The sequence below is a fragment of the Pantoea sp. BL1 genome, from assembly GCF_000963985.1.
GTDB classification, from domain to species: domain Bacteria; phylum Pseudomonadota; class Gammaproteobacteria; order Enterobacterales; family Enterobacteriaceae; genus Pantoea; species Pantoea rwandensis_B.
Window position 1 is genome coordinate 50,432 of sequence record NZ_JZRH01000008.1, and the last position, 18,145, is coordinate 68,576.

At 54.3% G+C, this 18,145-nt stretch carries 21 protein-coding genes, 1 pseudogene and 1 other annotated feature (1 of these 23 only partly in view); of the genes and pseudogenes, 13 read left to right on the forward strand and 9 right to left on the reverse strand.

Annotated elements, in window-relative coordinates:
- Positions 1–101: a sequence feature (Trp leader region), on the forward strand (it extends 4 nt beyond the left edge of the window).
- 24 nt (positions 102–125) lie between these two features.
- From VH86_RS05155 to trpA, 5 genes and pseudogenes are all read left to right on the forward strand, one after another.
- Positions 126–1,688: an anthranilate synthase component 1 gene (locus tag VH86_RS05155; RefSeq protein WP_045814393.1), complete on the forward strand. Its 1,563-nt coding sequence runs from the start codon at positions 126–128 to the stop codon at positions 1,686–1,688.
- Positions 1,688–3,281: pseudogene (trpD, locus tag VH86_RS26085) on the forward strand (bifunctional anthranilate synthase glutamate amidotransferase component TrpG/anthranilate phosphoribosyltransferase TrpD). Before VH86_RS05155 ends, trpD begins: the two are co-directional and overlap by 1 nt.
- A 1-nt stretch (position 3,282) precedes the next feature.
- Positions 3,283–4,650 (forward strand): bifunctional indole-3-glycerol-phosphate synthase TrpC/phosphoribosylanthranilate isomerase TrpF, encoded by a 1,368-nt coding sequence (gene trpCF, locus VH86_RS05170; RefSeq protein WP_045832154.1) that lies wholly within the window; start codon positions 3,283–3,285, stop codon positions 4,648–4,650.
- Between the two features lie 45 nt (positions 4,651–4,695).
- Positions 4,696–5,889 (forward strand): tryptophan synthase subunit beta, encoded by a 1,194-nt coding sequence (gene trpB / locus VH86_RS05175; RefSeq protein WP_045832155.1) that lies wholly within the window; start codon positions 4,696–4,698, stop codon positions 5,887–5,889.
- Positions 5,889–6,692 carry a tryptophan synthase subunit alpha gene (trpA, locus tag VH86_RS05180; protein WP_045832156.1) on the forward strand — a complete coding sequence of 268 codons (804 nt, stop codon included), beginning with the start codon at positions 5,889–5,891 and terminating at the stop codon, positions 6,690–6,692. The genes trpB and trpA overlap by 1 nt, the downstream gene beginning before the upstream one ends.
- A 45-nt stretch (positions 6,693–6,737) precedes the next feature.
- On the opposite strand, the gene VH86_RS05185 is transcribed toward trpA, so the two are convergent.
- Together VH86_RS05185 and VH86_RS25685 are read right to left on the reverse strand one after the other, a co-directional pair.
- A complete protein-coding gene (locus VH86_RS05185) occupies positions 6,738–7,175 on the reverse strand; it encodes a hypothetical protein (RefSeq protein WP_052696557.1) in 438 nt (145 codons plus the stop codon).
- Positions 7,176–7,198: 23 nt separating this feature from the next.
- Positions 7,199–7,480, reverse strand: a complete 282-nt coding sequence (locus VH86_RS25685) for a hypothetical protein (RefSeq protein ID WP_197080195.1) — start codon at positions 7,478–7,480, stop codon at positions 7,199–7,201.
- On the opposite strand from VH86_RS25685, the gene VH86_RS05190 reads away from it, so the two are divergent.
- Positions 7,425–7,739 (forward strand): BON domain-containing protein, encoded by a 315-nt coding sequence (locus VH86_RS05190; protein WP_034828856.1) that lies wholly within the window; start codon positions 7,425–7,427, stop codon positions 7,737–7,739. The genes VH86_RS25685 and VH86_RS05190 overlap by 56 nt on opposite strands.
- 60 nt (positions 7,740–7,799) lie before the next feature.
- On the opposite strand, the gene ompW is transcribed toward VH86_RS05190, so the two are convergent.
- Positions 7,800–8,432 (reverse strand): outer membrane protein OmpW, encoded by a 633-nt coding sequence (ompW, locus tag VH86_RS05195; protein WP_038646668.1) that lies wholly within the window; start codon positions 8,430–8,432, stop codon positions 7,800–7,802.
- A gap of 340 nt (positions 8,433–8,772) precedes the next feature.
- Between ompW and VH86_RS05200 the strand changes: the two genes are divergently transcribed.
- From VH86_RS05200 to yciA, 3 genes are read left to right on the forward strand one after another with little or no spacing between them, the layout of a single operon-like run.
- The gene (locus VH86_RS05200; RefSeq protein ID WP_045832157.1) at positions 8,773–9,507 is read left to right on the forward strand and encodes a YciC family protein; all 735 of its coding nucleotides are present in this window, start codon (positions 8,773–8,775) and stop codon (positions 9,505–9,507) included.
- A gap of 59 nt (positions 9,508–9,566) precedes the next feature.
- Positions 9,567–10,106: a septation protein A gene (locus VH86_RS05205; RefSeq protein ID WP_038646666.1), complete on the forward strand. Its 540-nt coding sequence runs from the start codon at positions 9,567–9,569 to the stop codon at positions 10,104–10,106.
- A gap of 53 nt (positions 10,107–10,159) precedes the next feature.
- Entirely contained in the window at positions 10,160–10,576 is a 417-nt protein-coding gene (gene yciA, locus VH86_RS05210) for an acyl-CoA thioester hydrolase YciA (protein ID WP_045832158.1), read from the forward strand.
- A gap of 53 nt (positions 10,577–10,629) precedes the next feature.
- Here yciA and tonB read toward each other — a convergent pair whose 3' ends face one another.
- Positions 10,630–11,352 carry a TonB system transport protein TonB gene (gene tonB / locus VH86_RS05215; protein WP_176505717.1) on the reverse strand — a complete coding sequence of 241 codons (723 nt, stop codon included), beginning with the start codon at positions 11,350–11,352 and terminating at the stop codon, positions 10,630–10,632.
- Between the two features lie 205 nt (positions 11,353–11,557).
- Here tonB and VH86_RS05220 point away from each other — a divergent pair, with 205 nt between their 5' ends.
- Positions 11,558–11,854 carry a YciI family protein gene (locus VH86_RS05220; protein ID WP_034828845.1) on the forward strand — a complete coding sequence of 99 codons (297 nt, stop codon included), beginning with the start codon at positions 11,558–11,560 and terminating at the stop codon, positions 11,852–11,854.
- A 3-nt stretch (positions 11,855–11,857) separates the two neighbouring features.
- Positions 11,858–12,028 (forward strand): hypothetical protein, encoded by a 171-nt coding sequence (locus VH86_RS25890; RefSeq protein ID WP_166936081.1) that lies wholly within the window; start codon positions 11,858–11,860, stop codon positions 12,026–12,028.
- Positions 12,029–12,044: 16 nt separating this feature from the next.
- On the opposite strand, the gene VH86_RS05225 is transcribed toward VH86_RS25890, so the two are convergent.
- Positions 12,045–12,218, reverse strand: a complete 174-nt coding sequence (locus VH86_RS05225; RefSeq protein ID WP_097117257.1) for a YciY family protein — start codon at positions 12,216–12,218, stop codon at positions 12,045–12,047.
- Between the two features lie 163 nt (positions 12,219–12,381).
- Here VH86_RS05225 and cls point away from each other — a divergent pair, with 163 nt between their 5' ends.
- Together cls and VH86_RS05235 are read left to right on the forward strand one after the other, a co-directional pair.
- Positions 12,382–13,842, forward strand: a complete 1,461-nt coding sequence (gene cls, locus VH86_RS05230) for a cardiolipin synthase (protein ID WP_034828843.1) — start codon at positions 12,382–12,384, stop codon at positions 13,840–13,842.
- Between the two features lie 37 nt (positions 13,843–13,879).
- Entirely contained in the window at positions 13,880–14,209 is a 330-nt protein-coding gene (locus VH86_RS05235; RefSeq protein ID WP_196250121.1) for an HI1450 family dsDNA-mimic protein, read from the forward strand.
- A gap of 53 nt (positions 14,210–14,262) precedes the next feature.
- Here VH86_RS05235 and oppF read toward each other — a convergent pair whose 3' ends face one another.
- Genes oppF through oppB form a run of 4 tightly spaced genes read right to left on the reverse strand, consistent with a single transcriptional unit; the run spans position 14,263 to position 18,139 of the window.
- The gene (gene oppF, locus VH86_RS05240; RefSeq protein ID WP_034828839.1) at positions 14,263–15,267 is read right to left on the reverse strand and encodes a murein tripeptide/oligopeptide ABC transporter ATP binding protein OppF; all 1,005 of its coding nucleotides are present in this window, start codon (positions 15,265–15,267) and stop codon (positions 14,263–14,265) included.
- Complete coding sequence (locus VH86_RS05245) at positions 15,264–16,283, reverse strand: ABC transporter ATP-binding protein (protein WP_038646659.1); 1,020 nt, start codon at positions 16,281–16,283, stop codon at positions 15,264–15,266. Before VH86_RS05245 ends, oppF begins: the two co-directional genes overlap by 4 nt.
- Before the next feature lie 11 nt (positions 16,284–16,294).
- Positions 16,295–17,203 carry an oligopeptide ABC transporter permease OppC gene (oppC, locus tag VH86_RS05250; protein WP_038646658.1) on the reverse strand — a complete coding sequence of 303 codons (909 nt, stop codon included), beginning with the start codon at positions 17,201–17,203 and terminating at the stop codon, positions 16,295–16,297.
- Between the two features lie 15 nt (positions 17,204–17,218).
- Positions 17,219–18,139 (reverse strand): oligopeptide ABC transporter permease OppB, encoded by a 921-nt coding sequence (gene oppB / locus VH86_RS05255; RefSeq protein ID WP_038646657.1) that lies wholly within the window; start codon positions 18,137–18,139, stop codon positions 17,219–17,221.
- Positions 18,140–18,145: the final 6 nt, after the last annotated feature.

An 18,145-nucleotide genomic window follows, 5' to 3' on the forward strand; every position in this document is an offset into this window, starting at 1 on the left:
GTTGGTGGCGCGATAATCCTTTAAACGGGCGACGTCGTCGTGCACAACATGCGTAACCACTGTGCAGATACCTGAGCCCGCCACCGAGCGGGCTTTTTTTTGAGCGAAATTCAGAGATGACAATAATGGCTAATGCGAAACCTACATTGAAGTTGATTACCGGTACCGCGCCCTACCGCGAAGATCCGGCCGCAGTGTTCCATCAAATTTGCGGCGCACGTCCGGCAACTCTGCTGCTTGAATCGGCCGATATCGACAGCAAAAAGAATCTGAAAAGCTTACTGATTGTGGATAGCGCCCTGCGCATCAGCGCACTGGGCAACGTGGTGACATTGCAGGCGCTGTCAGAAAACGGCCGCACCATTCTGCCGCTGCTGGATGAAGCACTGCCGCAGGATGTCAGAATTGAAGCGCGTCCTGATGGCCGCGTGCTGCATTTCCCGCTGCCTCAGGGCCTGCACGATGAAGATTCACGTCTGAAAGCATTATCTGTTTTCGACGCATTGCGCCTGATTCCGCAGTTGGTGAACAGCCCGGCGGAAGAGCGTGAAGCGATGTTCCTCGGCGGCCTGTTTGCTTATGACCTGGTGGCCGGATTCGAAGATTTACCTGAACTGCGTAACGAGCAAAGCTGCCCGGATTACTGCTTCTACCTGGCTGAAACCCTGCTGGTGATTGATCACCAGACGCGCAGCGCTCGTCTGCAGGCGAGCTTGTTCAGCCCGTCCACCAGCGAATTCCAGCGCTTGCAGAGTCGTGTTGAGCAACTGCGCGGTCAAATGACGCAGCCTGCCCCGGCCTTGCCAGTTCAGCGCGTTGAGCAAATGGCACTGAGCACCAACCAGAGCGATGAAGAGTATTGCAACGTGGTGCGTGAAATGCAGGAAGCGATTCGCATCGGCGAAATCTTCCAGGTGGTGCCATCGCGCCGCTTCTCGCTGCCGTGCCCTTCTCCGCTGGCCGCTTATGACACGCTGAAGCACAGCAATCCCAGCCCATATATGTTCTTTATGCAGGATCAAGACTTTGCGCTGTTTGGCGCTTCACCAGAAAGCTCACTCAAGTATGACGCCACTTCACGTCAGATTGAGATCTACCCGATTGCCGGTACGCGTCCACGTGGCCGTCATGCCGATGGTTCACTGGATCGCGATCTCGACAGCCGTATCGAACTGGAAATGCGCACCGACCATAAAGAGCTGGCAGAACATCTCATGCTGGTGGATCTGGCGCGTAATGATCTGGCTCGCATTTGCGTTCCCGGTAGCCGCTATGTGGCAGATCTGACCAAAGTCGACCGTTACTCTTTCGTGATGCATCTGGTCTCTCGCGTGGTCGGCACGCTGCGTAACGATCTTGACGTCCTGCACGCTTATCGCGCCTGCATGAACATGGGCACCTTAAGCGGCGCACCAAAAGTGCGTGCCATGCAGTTAATCGCTGAGAAAGAAGGTACGCGTCGTGGCAGCTATGGCGGTGCGGTCGGCTATTTCACCGCACACGGCGATTTGGATACCTGCATCGTGATTCGCTCCGCGTGGGTGGAAGACGGTGTTGCCACCGTGCAAGCCGGTGCCGGTGTGGTACTGGACTCTCAGCCTCAGGCTGAAGCGGATGAAAGCCGCAATAAAGCGCGCGCGGTATTACGTGCCATCGCCACAGCCCATCATTGCAAGGAGATTTTCTGATGGCCGATATCCTGTTGCTCGATAATATCGACTCCTTTACCTATAACCTCGTTGATCAGCTGCGTACCTTTGGCCACAACGTGGTGATTTACCGCAATAACGTCCCTGCTGACGTACTGATTGAACGCCTGCAGCAGATGGAGAATCCGGTGCTGATGCTGTCCCCTGGCCCCGGTGCACCGAAAGATGCCGGCTGCATGCCTGCGCTGCTGCAAGCCCTGCGAGGTCGCCTGCCGATTATTGGCATTTGCCTCGGTCATCAGGCGATTGTTGAGGCTTATGGTGGTCATGTAGGCCAGGCCGGTGAGATTCTGCACGGCAAAGCCTCTTCGATTAATCATGATGGTGAAGCGATGTTTAGCGGCCTGAGCAATCCGCTGCCGGTGGCCCGTTATCACTCGCTGGTGGGCAGCAATACGCCTGCCGAATTGACCGTTAACGCCAGCTACAACGGCATGGTCATGGCCGTTCGCCATGATGCCGACCGTGTGTGTGGCTTCCAGTTCCACCCCGAATCGATTCTCACCACCCAGGGTGCACGTTTGTTAGAGCAAACGCTGGCCTGGGCGCTGGCGAAATAATAGGGAGATTATGATGCAAACTATTCTGGAAAAACTCTATCAGGCACAAACCCTGAGCCAGGCGGAAAGCCACCAGCTTTTTAGCGCCATTATTAAAGGGCAGCTGGAGCCAACCCAATTAGCCGCCGCGCTGATTGCCATGAAAGTCCGTGGCGAACGCCCGGAAGAGATTGCGGGTGCCGCTACGGCACTGCTGGAAGACGCGAAACCATTCCCGCGTCCGAATTATACCTTTGCCGATATCGTTGGCACCGGCGGTGACGGCAGCAACAGCATTAACATCTCCACCGCCAGCGCCTTTGTCGCGGCAACTTGCGGGTTGAAAGTGGCAAAACACGGCAATCGCAGCGTCTCGAGCAAATCCGGCTCTTCCGATCTGCTGGCCGCTTTTGGGATCGATCTGGATATGCCGGCGGAAAAAGCGCGTAAGGCACTGGACGATCTGAACGTCTGCTTCCTGTTCGCCCCGCAATATCACAGCGGATTCCGCCATGCGATGCCGGTGCGTCAACAGTTAAAAACCCGCACCTTATTTAACGTGCTGGGCCCTTTAATTAACCCGGCACGGCCTCCACTCGCGGTCATCGGCGTTTACAGCCCGGAACTGGTGCTGCCGATTGCTCAAACTTTGAAAGTGCTCGGTTATCAGCGTGCGGCGGTGGTGCATGGCGGCGGGATGGATGAAGTGGCGCTGCACAGTCCGACCCAGGTTGCTGAGCTGCGTGACGGTGAAATCACCGGTTATCAGTTAACGCCAGAAGACTTCGGCTTTGGCTTTCATGATAAAGAAGCACTGGCGGGCGGCACGCCGGAAGAAAACCGTGACATTCTGGCGCGTTTACTCCAGGGTAAAGGCCAGCCGGCCCATGAGCAGGCCGTTGCGGTGAACGTCGCAATGTTGCTGAAAGTATTCGGAAATGAAGATTTGCGCGACAACGCTCAGCGCGCCATCACTGCAATTCGCAGTGGTCAGGCTTACGAGCGCGTTGTTGCTCTGGCAGCGAGAGGATGAGATGAGTATCAAGGGCACCGTTTTAGAGAAAATTGTTCAGGATAAAGCCGTCTGGGTTGAAGCGCGCAAGGTACAGCAGCCGCTGGCGACCTTCCAGAACAGCTTGCAGCCTGCAGGACGCCACTTTTACGATGCGCTGCGCGGCACGCGCACGGTGTTCATCCTGGAATGCAAAAAAGCGTCACCGTCGAAGGGTTTGATCCGTGAAGATTTTGATCCTGCGACCATTGCCGGGGTTTATCGTCATCACGCCTCGGCTGTGTCCGTCTTAACTGACGAGAAGTATTTCCAGGGTGATTTTGAATTTCTGCCCATCGTCAGCGCCGCGATTACTCAACCGGTGCTGTGCAAAGACTTCATTATCGATCCCTATCAAATCTACCTGGCGCGCCACTATCAGGCCGATGCCATCTTGCTGATGCTGTCGGTGCTGGATGATGAGCAATATCGTCAGCTCGCCGCCGTGGCGCATAGCCTGAAAATGGGCGTACTGACTGAAGTCAGCAATGAAGAAGAGCTGGAGCGTGCCATTGCGCTGGAAGCGAAAGTCGTGGGCATCAACAACCGCGACTTGCGCGATCTGTCCATCGATTTGAATCGCACCCGCCAACTGGCACCACGTTTAAGCCACGGTGTCACGGTCATCAGCGAATCGGGCATCCATAACTACGCACAAGTGCGTGAGCTGAGCCACTTCGCCAACGGTTTCCTGATTGGTTCCGCGCTGATGGAAGAAGCCGATCTGAATGCTGGCGTGCGTCGTGTATTGCTCGGTGACAACAAAGTCTGCGGCCTGACCCGACCTGAAGATGCGCGTATTGCGCACGAAGCAGGAGCGATTTATGGCGGGGTGATCTTTGCTGAGGGTTCACCGCGTAAAGTCAGCGCCGAACAAGCGCAAAATGTAATAGCGGCTGCACCACTGAAGTATGTCGGCGTATTCCGCAATAACACTGCAAGTGACGTTGTCACGCACGCCACGTCACTTAAACTTTCTGCTGTGCAATTGCATGGCGATGAAGATCAGGCGTTCGTCGCAGAACTGCGCAGCGCCCTGCCAGAAGAGGTGAAAATTTGGAAGGCGCTGAGTATTAGCGGCAGCCTTCCAGCCCGCGATTGGCCGCATGTGGATCGTTACGTGTTCGATAACGGCCAGGGCGGCAGCGGACAGCGATTTGACTGGTCACTGCTGCAGGGTGAAGACCTGAGCAACGTGCTGCTGGCCGGCGGATTAAGCGCCGACAACTGTGTAGAGGCTGCACAACTGGGCTGCGCCGGACTGGACTTTAACTCTGGCGTTGAATCCGCGCCCGGCATCAAAGATGCCAGTAAAGTCGCGGCGGTATTCCGCACGCTGCGCGCCTATTAATTTCGCTCGCCCGCCGATGTGCGGGCCGCATAAGGAAGATGAAAGATGACTACGTTATTGAATCCCTACTTTGGCGAGTTTGGCGGTCAATATGTTCCACAGATTTTAATGCCCGCTCTGCGCCAGTTAGAAAGCGCCTTTGTTGAAGCGCAGCGCGATCCCGAATTTCAGGCTGAATTTACCGATCTGTTGAAAAACTATGCTGGCCGTCCCACCGCATTAACGCTTTGCAGCAATCTGACCAAAGGCACGAAAACCCGCCTGTATCTGAAGCGTGAAGATTTGCTGCACGGTGGTGCACACAAAACCAACCAGGTGTTGGGCCAGGCGCTACTCGCTAAGCGCATGGGCAAAAATGAAATTATCGCTGAGACCGGCGCCGGGCAGCATGGCGTGGCTTCAGCGCTGGCGTGCGCGCTGCTGGGCATGAAGTGTCGCATTTACATGGGCGCAAAAGATGTTGAGCGCCAGTCACCCAACGTGTTCCGTATGCGTTTAATGGGCGCGGAAGTGATTCCGGTGCACAGTGGTTCGGCTACGTTGAAAGATGCCTGTAATGAAGCGCTGCGCGACTGGTCTGGTAGCTATGAAACCGCGCACTACATGCTCGGCACAGCAGCCGGTCCGCATCCCTTCCCGACCATTGTGCGTGAATTCCAGCGCATGATTGGCGAAGAGACCAAAGCGCAGATTCTGGAACGTGAAGGCCGTCTGCCGGATGCGGTGCTGGCCTGTGTGGGTGGCGGTTCAAATGCCATCGGCATGTTCGCTGACTTTATTGATGACACCAGCGTCGGTCTGATCGGCGTTGAGCCCGCGGGTCACGGCATCGAAACCGGCGAACACGGCGCGCCACTTAAGCACGGTTGCGTCGGTATCTACTTCGGCATGAAAGCGCCAATGATGCAGACCGAGGAAGGCCAGATAGAGGAGTCCTATTCCATTTCTGCTGGCCTCGACTTCCCTTCTGTCGGCCCACAGCACGCCCATCTCAACAGCATTGGTCGCGCCGAGTATGTGTCGATTACCGATGATGAAGCGCTGTCAGCCTTCAAAGAGCTGTGTCGTGCAGAAGGCATTATTCCGGCTCTGGAATCCTCTCATGCTCTGGCGCACGCGCTGAAAATGATCCGCGAGAATCCAGAGAAAGAGCAGTTGCTGGTGGTTAACTTGTCCGGTCGCGGCGACAAAGACATCTTCACCGTTCACGATATTTTGAAAGCTAGGGGAGAGATCTGATGGAACGTTATAATCAGCTGTTTCAACGTCTGTCGGCGAAGAAAGAAGGCGCTTTTGTTCCTTTCGTCACCCTTGGCGATCCGACCCCTGAACTGTCACTGAAGATCATCGATACCCTGGTAGCCGGTGGCGCCGATGCGTTAGAGCTGGGCATTCCATTCTCCGATCCACTGGCGGACGGCCCAACAATTCAGGGGGCAACCTTACGTGCCTTTGCGGCGGGTACCACTGTCGCGCAGTGTTTCGAGATCCTTGCCGCCGTGCGCCAGAAGTATCCTGAACTGCCGATTGGGCTGTTGATGTACGCTAATCTGGTGTTCAGCAAAGGTATCGACAACTTCTACGCGCAGTGTGAAGCCGTCGGCGTTGATTCCGTGCTGGTGGCGGATGTACCGGTTGAAGAGTCTGCACCGTTCCGTCAGGCTGCAATGCGTCATAACGTTGCACCAATCTTCATCTGCCCGCCGAATGCGGATGATGATTTGCTGCGGGAGATTGCCTCACACGGCCGCGGTTATACCTATCTGTTGTCGCGCGCGGGCGTGACGGGTGCAGAAAATCGCGCCAGCCAACCGCTGAATCATTTGATTGAGAAGCTGAGCGAATATCACGCTGCACCCCCGTTGCAGGGATTTGGTATCTCAGAAGCAAGCCAGGTGAGAGAAGCCATCGCGGCGGGCGCGGCGGGTGCTATTTCGGGATCAGCCATTGTGAAGATCATCGAACGTAACCAGAACGATCCCGACACGCTGTTAGCTGAACTCAAAGCGTTTGTCAGTGATCTGAAAGCCGGTACGCGCTAAATCTTTAAGACCTTATTCGCGGTTGCGAGTAAGGTCTTCTCTTGATTATTCCAGCCTGAACGTTTGCTCATCTCCCGAACCATCAGGATATCTCAGCTTCATCGTCAGCATGTCGTTTCTGATTTGCCACGTCAGCTTCTCGTCTTCTGGCCCCTCACGCCAGCGTCCACTGCTATCCGGATTATCTGACATCAAGATAATTCTCTCGCCCTGGACCCGGCAGCGCACGGCCCAGCGTGATTGGTCGGACGGCCGGATATAGTGCACCCACGCCACGACCTGCTCATCCACCTTGTCCAGCTGCATAATTTTGAAGTTGCGGCCAAAGCTCAGCGCGGTAGCCGCCTTGCACAGGGTACCAAGGTGTGGATTGATCAACGGTTCTGCCTGTGCGCTGGGCACCGGCAAAATTTGTGAAGCAAATAGCTGGAGGTAGGACAGATAGCTAATCGTCGCTATCGCCAGAATGGCACGCTTTTTCATTATTGTTTTCCCTGCCTGATGCTTCAATTTGCACCTGTCAGCTTATCGTCTTGTTGTTTTATTGTTAGTTTTGCCCTGCTCTTCCAGCTTACCTTTTGCCTTGCTGCCTTCATTGGATCAATAAGTGGTAAAAATCGCGTATTTCCATCTTTTTCACCCCAGGCGATTTGCCGATTTGAAAAGCGCATACCACAATTAATCGCACCGTCTCGTTGCGGTGAAACACCATCTAAGACAGGGAGATAACCAATGAATTTTTTCAAAGTCGTTGCAGGATTATTAATGGCTGCGGTAATGGCGATCACACTGAGCGCCTGTGCACCAACAGCAACAAAGGAAGGGACCGGGGGCTATATCGATGATACGGTGATCACCACCAAGGTTAAGGCACAGTTGTTGAATGACGACTCGCTGAAATCCACCGAGATCAACGTCGAAACCTTTAAAGGAAAAGTGCAGTTAAGTGGCTTTGTCAGTTCTCCGCAGATGGCGAACCGTGCAGTGACGGTGACCCGCAGCGTGGCAGGCGTTAAATCTGTGGTTAACAATATGCAGATTAAGTAACAGCGCACCCATCATGCAGCGGGCGGCCTTCGGGTCGCCCGTTGTGTTTCGGTTGTTGCCTCAGAAACGGTAGCCCACACCAAAGAAGAACACCCACGGATCGATGCGCGTGTTAATGTTCTGCTGCTCACCGTTGGCTTTAAATTTCACGGTAGTATCAATGTCCATGTACCACAGGGATGCGTTTAGCATCCAGTCACGGTTGATTTGATAATCCATCCCCACCTGACCCGCCACACCCCATGAATCTTTGACGCTGAGATCGCTTAAGCCTGCGTCCTGGCCGGTTTGATTAAATTTGGCATCGTAGAACGTGGTGTAGTTGATACCCACCCCAACATACGGACGCACCGGGCTTCTGCTATCGAAGAAATAGTACTGTGCCATTAGCGTAGGCGGTAGCTGGCGCACGGTAGCGAGATTTCCGGTGGCACCAAGGCCAACTTTGTGACGGAACGGTGTCGCCGCCAGCAGCTCAACACCGATGTTGTCCGTCGCCATGTAGGTGAAGGTCAAGCCAAGCTGGGTGTCGTTGCTCACGCTAAAGCCGCCCATACCCAGCACATTGTCAGAGCCTTCGGTTGGACGAACAGTCGCGCTGCCGGCACGCATGAAGAAATCACCCGCCTGATGGGCCAGTGCCAGTTGAGGAATAGCCAGAGCCATGAGCAATGCGCATTTTGCCAGTTTCATAATCACTCCTTTGCAGAAAAGTAAGGTCTTAATCGGGTTTGCGGCACAAGATCTAACCCTTTTTTGGTAAAAGATCATCTGCATCAATTCAAATTAATCACTTAAAAAACAATGGATTGATTCAGATCAATTTCCGGCATTACACGTCAAGAAGAAAAACCGCTGAGGAGGGCTTGAACGCAGATCAAGTGGGTTTGCACCTTTTATGAACCGGTTGCGAGTGACAATTTCCTATTCTTTACCAGAGATGACACAAAGTTATGGTCTTCCGGGTGCCCGCCAGCCCACAGAACATGTACAATCGCCGGGTTAATTAACCCGGTTCCATCAAGGAGAGTACATGTCTATCACGGCAAGCTCGTTATACCGTGACACAGGAAATTTTCTGCGTCATCAGCTGGTTACTATTGTGCTGATGGCATTGCTGACGTCGTTCATTACGGTGATTGTCGGTCATGCATTAACCCCAGGCGAAGACCAGTTATCGCTTCTTAGTCAGGCTGACGACAGTGCAACCTCACTGTTTGAACTGGTACAGAATATGTCACCGGATCAGCAACGCATCTTGCTGCGTGCTTCAGCTGCCGGCACCTTCGCTGCCCTGATCGGCAACACGCTGCTGCTGGGCGGTATGCTGTGCCTGATCCCGCTGGTTTCGAATGGCCAACGCGTGAGTGCGCTGCGAGCGATCGGTGCCTCCGCGCCACTGCTGCCGAAACTGCTGCTGCAGACCTTCCTGATTACCCTGCTGGTGCAAATCGGCTTTATGGTATTGATGGTGCCTGGCGTGATTCTGGCGATTCTGCTGTCACTGGCACCGGTGATGCTGGTCAGCGAGAAAATGGGCGTGATTGGCGCGATGCGCGCCAGTATGAAACTGGCATGGAAGAACATGAAAGTCATCGCCCCCGCCATCGTGTTGTGGTTACTGGCGAAGATTGTGCTGATGTTCCTTATTTCATCACTCACGGTGCTACCGGTGAACATCGCGTCGGTGGTGATGAATGCGCTGGGTAATCTGGTCTCCGCGGTTCTGATTATCTATTTGTACCGACTGTATATGCTGTTACGTTAACAGCAGTGGCGCTCTGCGGAGCGCCTTAATTGAATGCTCCTGCCTTAACTGGAAACACTATGAAGCAGTTACTTGATTTTCTTCCCCTGGTAGTTTTCTTCATCTTCTACAAGCTGTACGACATCTTTGTCGCCTCAGGCGCCCTGATTGTTGCCACGGGCCTGGCGCTGGTCGTCAGTTGGGTGCTGTATCGCAAACTGGAAAAGATGACGCTCTTCACCTTCGCACTGGTGACGGTGTTTGGCACATTGACGCTGGTGTTCCATAACGATGAGTTCATCAAATGGAAAGTCACCGTGATCTATTCCCTGTTCGCATTGGCCCTGCTTTATAGCCAGTTCTTTATGGAACAGCCGCTGATTCAACGCATGCTCGGCAAAGAACTGCAGCTGCCAGGCGTTGTGTGGCGTCGATTGAATATTGCCTGGGCCATCTTCTTCTTCGTCTGCGGCCTGGTAAATATCTATGTTGCGTTTTGGTTATCACAAGAGTTTTGGGTTAACTTTAAAGTGTTTGGTCTGACCGGCCTGACCCTACTGTTTACTCTGTTTAGCGGCGTGTACATCTGGCGACAGATGCCGCAACAAGAACAAAAATAAGCCACTCCGCCCGGCACTGTCGGGCTTCTCTTCACCTGCAGAAGAACTGAGCAATGGACGAAAAACATAAATTGCCGCAAGGCGAAATGGTGTCGCGCACCCTGGCGATGCCAGCGGATACCAATGCCAATGGTGATATTTTTGGCGGCTGGTTGATGTCACAGATGGATATGGGCGGTGCCATCATGGCCAAGGAGATCGCCGAAGGTCGTGTGGTCACCGTACGTGTTGATGGCATGTCGTTCCTGAAACCGGTAGCCGTGGGCGATGTCGTGAGCTGCTATGCGCGTTGCATACGTACCGGCAACAGTTCGATGACCATCAATGTAGAAGTGTGGATCAAGAAGGTTTCGTCTGAGCCAATCGGTCAAACGTATTGCGCCACTGAAGCGGTTTTTGTTTACGTTGCCGTGGATAACACCGGAAAATCCCGACCGCTGCCACCTGGCAAAGGCAATCTTGCCGATTAACAGCGATAAAAAAAGCGGTCAATGACCGCTTTTTCTTTGCCTCGAACCCAGGCTTACTCAATGTTCGCGCCGCCGTTAATGCGGAACACAATGTTCATGGTCAGGCCTTTGCCAGGACGACCTGGCTGATAACGCCACTTCTTCATGGCCTGCTTCACTTCACGCTCAAACATATTGCGCGGTTCGGCAGAGAGAATTTCCACGTTATCGACACGACCATCGCTATCCACATCAAACTGTACGCGTACACGCCCTTCCACGCGTAACGCAAACGCGCGCGCTGGGTAGGCAGGTTTGCTCACGTTCATCGCTTTCGGCCCATCAGAGACGGTCTGCGTTGGTGCTGGATTGCTTTTCGGTGCCGTGGTCGGGCGCGTCTGGGTGGTCGGGATATCCTGCTTAACCGGATTCTCCTGCGGCTTCACTTCTTTACGCGGCTTCGGCTCGACCTTTTTCTCTACCTTGGGCTTCGGTTTTGGCTTGGGCTTCGGTTCAGGTTTCGGAATCGGCACGGGCTCGACTTTAGGCGGCTCTGGTGCGACTTCCGGCTCAGGTTCGGGCTCTGGCGGCGGCGGAGTCACCACGGCGGGAGCCGGTTCTGGCTGCACTTCAGGCGCCACCATGGTCACGCTGATTGGCTGGGATGCTTTCGGAACCTCAATGGTCTGATGAAACGATGCATAGAGAATGCCCGCAATCAGCGAGCCGTGGAGTACCACGGACAAGATCATAGCTACGGGGGTACGTGTAGGAAGAGGCGTAGTCAACGTCGTCATATCAGTCATATTCATTGAGTGAAGCGCAGATTTTAAATGCAAATAGCAATCAGTTTCAATAAGCGATGTGTAAGCCACTCGCAGAAAGGCGTTTTTTAGCGGGGATTGCGCTATATGACGGTGGATTTATCTTTCATTTGCACTCTGATTAACGATCACTTAACGTGTCTCGCAATTTCGGCAAGTCTAACGGGAGTACCCCATCGTGCTTTACGTCATTTATGCGGAAGATACCGCAGATTCACTGGAAAAACGCAATTCCGTACGCCCTGCGCATCTCGCGCGCTTGCAGTTACTGCAGGATGAAGGTCGACTGATCGCCGCTGGCCCAATGCCCGCTGTCGATAGCAACGATCCGGGTCCCGCAGGTTTTACCGGTTCAGTGATCATTGCCGAGTTTTCCTCGCTGGAAACCGCACAATCCTGGGCTAATGACGATCCGTACATTGCCGCTGGCGTGTATGAGAAAGTGGCGGTTAAACCGTTTAAACGCGTATTTTAATCGATGTGGCAGTCTGTTTTACTGCTGGTAGCGGTGTTAACGCTGATTGGCAGAGCACTCTGGATTTGGCGTCAGCAAGGCTGGCGCCAGGCCCGGCAGCACATTGTGATGTTAGTCGTGCTGGCAGCCGCATTACAGATCGTCAATGTCTCTCTGGTGTTACGCGGCGCTTAACGGCCGCGTAAGCCATTTACATATTCTGCGTGATGAACAGGATGGATCGGCGATGCTGCTGCGCCACCTGATGACGAATGGCATGGATACGTTTATAGCGACGTGACTGCCCTTCCAGCCAACGTGCACGACGGCGGTGTACCTGACGTAACATTCTCCAGCGCGCCACTTCATTTCTGCTTCGTCTCATCACATCCTCATCAGACAGGCTAAACTCGCCAGGCATTATAAAGATCTGATTGAAAATGCCAAATCGAAAGCTTCATTGAACTGTCATTCACGATTAAAGGTTTCACTAGTGCTATTCAGCACGTAAACTTTCCCCATCAAAGCGCGAACAGGATGTCCACTTAATGACTACATTTTATACCCTAATCAGTTGGTTACTGCTGTTCGGCTACTGGTTGCTGATTGCGGGTGTCACGCTGCGTATCCTGATGAAACGCCGCGCAGTGACGTCCGCCATGGCCTGGTTGCTGATCATCTATATTCTGCCGCTGGTGGGTATTATCGCGTATCTGTCGTTTGGTGAACTTCATCTGGGCAAACGCCGGGCGGAGCGCGCACGCACCATGTGGCCCTCCACCGCCAAGTGGCTTAACGACCTCAAACAGTGCCGCCATATCTTTGCCACCGAGCACAGTGACGTGGCACGTTCATTATTTGAACTCTGTCACCATCGTCAGGGCATTGCGGGTGTAAAAGGCAATCAGCTGCAGCTGCTCACTAACTCTGATGATGTGATGCATGCGTTGATCCGTGATATCCAACTGGCTCGTCACAACATCGAGATGGTGTTTTACATCTGGCATCCGGGCGGCCTGGCGGATGAGGTCGCGGAGTCGCTAATGGCGGCTTCACGCCGGGGCGTGCATTGCCGCCTGATGCTGGACTCCGCGGGCAGCGTGGCATTTTTCCGCAGCCCCTGGGCGAATATGATGCGCAATGCCGGTATCGACGTGGTTGAGGCGTTACAAGTGAGCCTGCTGCGTGTGTTCCTGCGCCGTATGGATTTGCGACAGCATCGTAAAGTGGTGCTCATCGATAACTATATTGCCTACACCGGTAGCATGAACCTGGTCGATCCTCGCTACTTCAAGCAGGATGCAGGCGTGGGTCAATGGATCGATTTGATGGCGCGTATGGAAGGGCCGGTCGCGACCACGATGGGCATCGTTTACGCCTGTGACTGGGAGATCGAAACCGGCAAACGCATTCTACCGCCCGCGCCGGATGCCAACATCATGCCCTTTGAGCAGGAAAGCGGTCATATCATCCAGGTGATCGCTTCGGGACCGGGCTTCCCGGAAGATATGATTCACCAGGCGCTGCTGACGGCGGTCTACTCCGCACGTGAACAGCTGATCATGACGACGCCCTATTTCGTCCCCAGTGACGACCTGCTGCACGCCATCTGCACCGCTGCGCAACGCGGTGTGGAAGTCAGTATTGTGGTGCCACGCCACAATGATTCGCTGTTGGTGGGCTGGGCCAGCCGCGCGTTCTTCACCGAGTTGCTGGAAGCCGGCGTAAAAATTTATCAGTTTGAGGACGGTTTGCTGCATACCAAAAGCGTGCTGGTCGATGGACAGCTGAGTCTGGTCGGTACCGTAAACCTTGATATGCGCAGCCTGTGGCTTAATTTTGAAATCACGCTGGTGGTGGATGATGATGGATTTGGCAGCGATTTGGCCACGGTGCAGGATGACTATATCGCCCGCTCACGCTTACTGGATGGTGCGCGCTGGGCTAAACGTGCGTGGTGGCAGCGCATCGTTGAACGACTGTTTTACTTCTTTAGCCCTTTACTGTAAAACGAGCGACAAGATTACCGCCTCAGAGTAAGCAGGAATGACCATGGATTTAAATAATCGCCTTACCGAAGATGAAACGCTGGAACAGGCCTACGACATTTTTCTTGAACTGGCAGGTGATAACCTCGATCCGGCTGACATCATTCTGTTCAATCTGCAGTTTGAAGAGCGCGGCGGTGCAGAGTTGTTTGACCCGTCGGAAGACTGGCAGGAGCACGTCGATTTCGATCTCAACCCGGACTTCTTTGCGGAAGTGGTGATTGGTTTGGGTGAAGCGGACGGCGAGCCGATTACCGATGTGTTTGCCCGCGTGCTGCTGTGCCGCGAGAAAGACCATAAGCTGTGCCACATTCTCTGGCGTGAATAATCGCTGACGCATAAAACAACGCCGGGCAATTGCCCGGCGTTTTCTTTTCGACCTTATAAAGGATCGACCTTCAAACAGGATACTGCGTGGCGGAAACTCCCCTCCAGCAAAGGACGCGTTTTCGCACACTCAGGTCCGGCAATCGGACAACGGGTGCGGAATACGCAGCCCGATGGCGGATTGATCGGTGAAGGCAGTTCACCCTCCAGCAGCTGGATCTGTTTGTTTTTTTCCAGATCCGGATCCGGGATCGGCACCGCAGACATCAGTGCACGGGTGTAAGGATGCTGCGGATTGTTGTACACCGAGTCATAAGTACCCAACTCGACCGCATGACCGAGATACATCACCAGCACACGGTCAGAGATATGCTTCACCACCGCCAGATCGTGCGCAATAAAGATCAGCGATAATCCCATTTCACGTTGCAGCTGCTGCAGCAAATTCACTACCTGCGCCTGAATCGACACATCCAGCGCCGAAACCGGTTCATCGCAAATAATCAGCTTGGGTTCGAGGATAAGCGCACGCGCAATACCGATACGCTGACACTGACCACCGGAAAACTCGTGTGGATAACGGTTGATGAGGTTTGGCAGTAGCCCAACCTTCATCATCATGTTCTTCACCTTATCCTTCACTTCCTGCTTTGGCATCTTCGGATAGTAGGTGCGCAGCGGCTCGGCAATGATGTCGCCAATGGTCATGCGCGGGTTCAGCGAGGCCAGCGGATCCTGGAAAATCATCTGGATATCGCTGCGCGCCTGGCGCCACTCATCCTGACTCTGTCCCAATAAATCACGTCCCAGCCAGGCCACACGACCGTCGGTGGCTTTCACCAGGCCGATGATGGCGCGTGCCAGGGTTGATTTACCACAGCCCGATTCGCCCACTACGCCGAGGGTTTCCCCCTCATACAAGCGCAGGCTAACGCCATCCACTGCTTTCAATGTTTTTGGCGGCTGCCAGAACCACTGTTTGCCGTCTTTAATATCGAAATGCACCTTAAGATCGGCGATTTCCAGTAAGACTTTCTTCTCTTCGATGACGGTGCTCATGCTAATTCCTCCACCGGTTTGAAGCAGGCACGCAAACGCCCCTCCGCGAAAGGCTCCAGCGGCGGTGACTTGGCACAGACGTCCATCGCAAAGGCGCAACGTGGCTGGAACGGGCAGCCCTGCGGCAAGCGCAACAGGTTAGGCGGGTTGCCAGGAATCGTGGTGAGTGAATCCCCCTCTTCCGCATCCAGGCGCGGCACCGCACTTAGCAAGCCAATGGAGTAAGGATGTGCAGGCTGATAAAACACATCGCGTGCGCGGCCATACTCCATGGTACGACCGGCGTACATCACCAGCACTTTGTCACAGATACCGGCAACCACCCCGAGATCGTGCGTGATCATGATGATCGCGGTGTTGAATTCGCGTTTCAGCTCGTTCAGCAGCGTCATGATTTGTGCCTGCACCGTCACATCCAGTGCCGTGGTCGGTTCATCGGCAATCAGCAATTTAGGACGGCACAGCAGTGCCATGGCGATCATCACACGCTGACGCATGCCGCCAGAGAACTCATGCGGGAACATCTTCATGCGCTTGCGTGCTTCAGGCATTTTCACCGCATCCAGCATGCGCACGGACTCTTCAAACGCCTGCGCGCTGCTCATCCCTTTATGCAGTTTCAGCACTTCCATCAGCTGCTCGCCGACGCGCATATACGGATTAAGCGAGGTCATCGGGTCCTGGAAAATCATCGCAATCTGCTCGGCGCGCAGCTTGTTCAGTTTGTTCTCCGGCAGATTGAGAATCTCATCGCCATTGAATTTTGCCGAACCGCCAATGCGTCCGTTTTTTGCCAACAGGCCCATCAGGGCGAAAGCGGTTTGCGACTTGCCCGATCCCGATTCGCCGACGATACCCAGGGTTTCGCCGGCACGCAGTGAAAAGTTCAGGTCGTTGACTGCGGTGACATCACCATCGTGGGTGCCAAAGGTCACGCGCAGGTCTTTAACGTCCAGCAGCAGGTTACTGTTTCCCGCACGTGCAGCCATTGCTGGCTGAAATTCATGTATGGTCATCGGGAAACTCCTTAACGATCTTTCGGGTCGAGGGCATCACGCAGGCCATCGCCGATAAAGTTGAAACAGAACAGCGTAACCACGAGGAAACCCGCCGGGAACATCAGCAACCAGGGCGAGACTTCCATGGAGTTGGCGCCGTCACTCAGGAGTGCGCCCCAACTGCTTAGCGGCTCTTGCGTACCCAACCCGAGGAAACTGAGGAAGGATTCAAACAGAATCATGCTGGGCACCAGCAATGAGGCATAGACCACGACCACACCCAGCACGTTTGGCACGATGTGACGCAGCACGATGTTGAAGGTCGACACTCCACCCACCTGAGCCGCTTCAATAAACTCTTTGCGCTTCAGGCCCAGCGTCTGGCCACGCACGATACGCGCCATATCCAGCCACGACACCATGCCGATCGCCACAAAGATCAGCAGGATATTACGGCCGAAGAAGGTCACCAGCAGGATCACGAAGAACATGAACGGGAAGGAGTTGAGAATTTCCAGAATACGCATCATCACGGAGTCGATTTTGCCGCCGAGATAGCCCGCCAGCGAACCATACAGCGTGCCCACCAGCACCGCGATCAACGCGGAGGCAATGCCGACCATTAATGAGATACGACCACCAATCGCCACGCGCACCAGCAAGTCACGTCCCGAGGAGTCGGTACCAAACCAGTGGCCTGATACCGTATCCGGTGCCGCAGACATCATGCCCCAGTCGGTATCATCATATTTAAACTGCGACAACACCGGCGCAAAGATCACGAACAGAGTAATCGCTAACAACACCAGCAAACTGATCAGCGCAGCGCGGTTATGGATGAAGCGGCGACGCGCATCCTGCCACAGGCTGCGCCCTTCGACTTCCAGTTTTTCACTGAAGGCATCCAGAGCTTCGCTGTTTTTCTTACTTAACATCATGGGCGAACTCCAGAATCAGTAACGAATTTTCGGATCGATGACGGCATACAGCACATCAACAATCGCGTTAAACAGAATGGTCAACACGCCGACCAAAATGGTCAGACTCATCACCAAAGAATAGTCACGGTTCAGGGCACCGTTGACAAACAGCTGGCCAATACCCGGCAGACCGTAAATCGATTCGATCACCATTGAACCGGTGATGATGCCGACGAATGCCGGCCCCATATACGAGAGCACGGGTAACATGGCAGGTTTCAATGCATGGCGCAGTACGATACGGCGCAGCGGCAACCCTTTAGCACGCGCAGTGCGGATAAAGTTGGAGTGCATCACTTCAATCATCGAGCCACGGGTGATACGTGCGATGCTGGCGATATAGGCCAGAGAGAGCGCCACCATCGGCAGCAGCATGTAATTCCACTGCCCGCCGTTCCAGCCACCGCCCGGCAACCAGCGCAAGGTGATGGCAAAGACCAGCACCAGCAGCGGCGCAACGACAAAGCTGGGTATCACGACGCCCGTCATGGCGACCCCCATCACCGCGTAATCCCACAAACTGTTTTGCTTAAGCGCGGCAATAACGCCGGCCGTCACGCCGAGGATGACAGCAAGGAAGAAGGCGGCGAGGCCGAGTTTGGCCGAAACCGGGAAGGCGTGGCCGACCAGATAGTTTACGGAGTAATCTTTGTACTTAAACGATGGACCAAAGTCGCCGTGCGCCAGTTGCACTAAATAACTGACGTACTGTTTGCCGATCGGATCGTTCAGGTGATATTTGGCTTCGATGTTCGCCATCACTTCAGGCGAGAGCGTACGTTCGCCGGTAAACGGACTGCCGGGTGCCAGTCGCATCATAAAGAAGGAGATGGTGATCAGGATGAAGAGCGTCGGGATCGCTTCCAGAAGCCGACGCAGGATGAATTTTAACATTGCCGT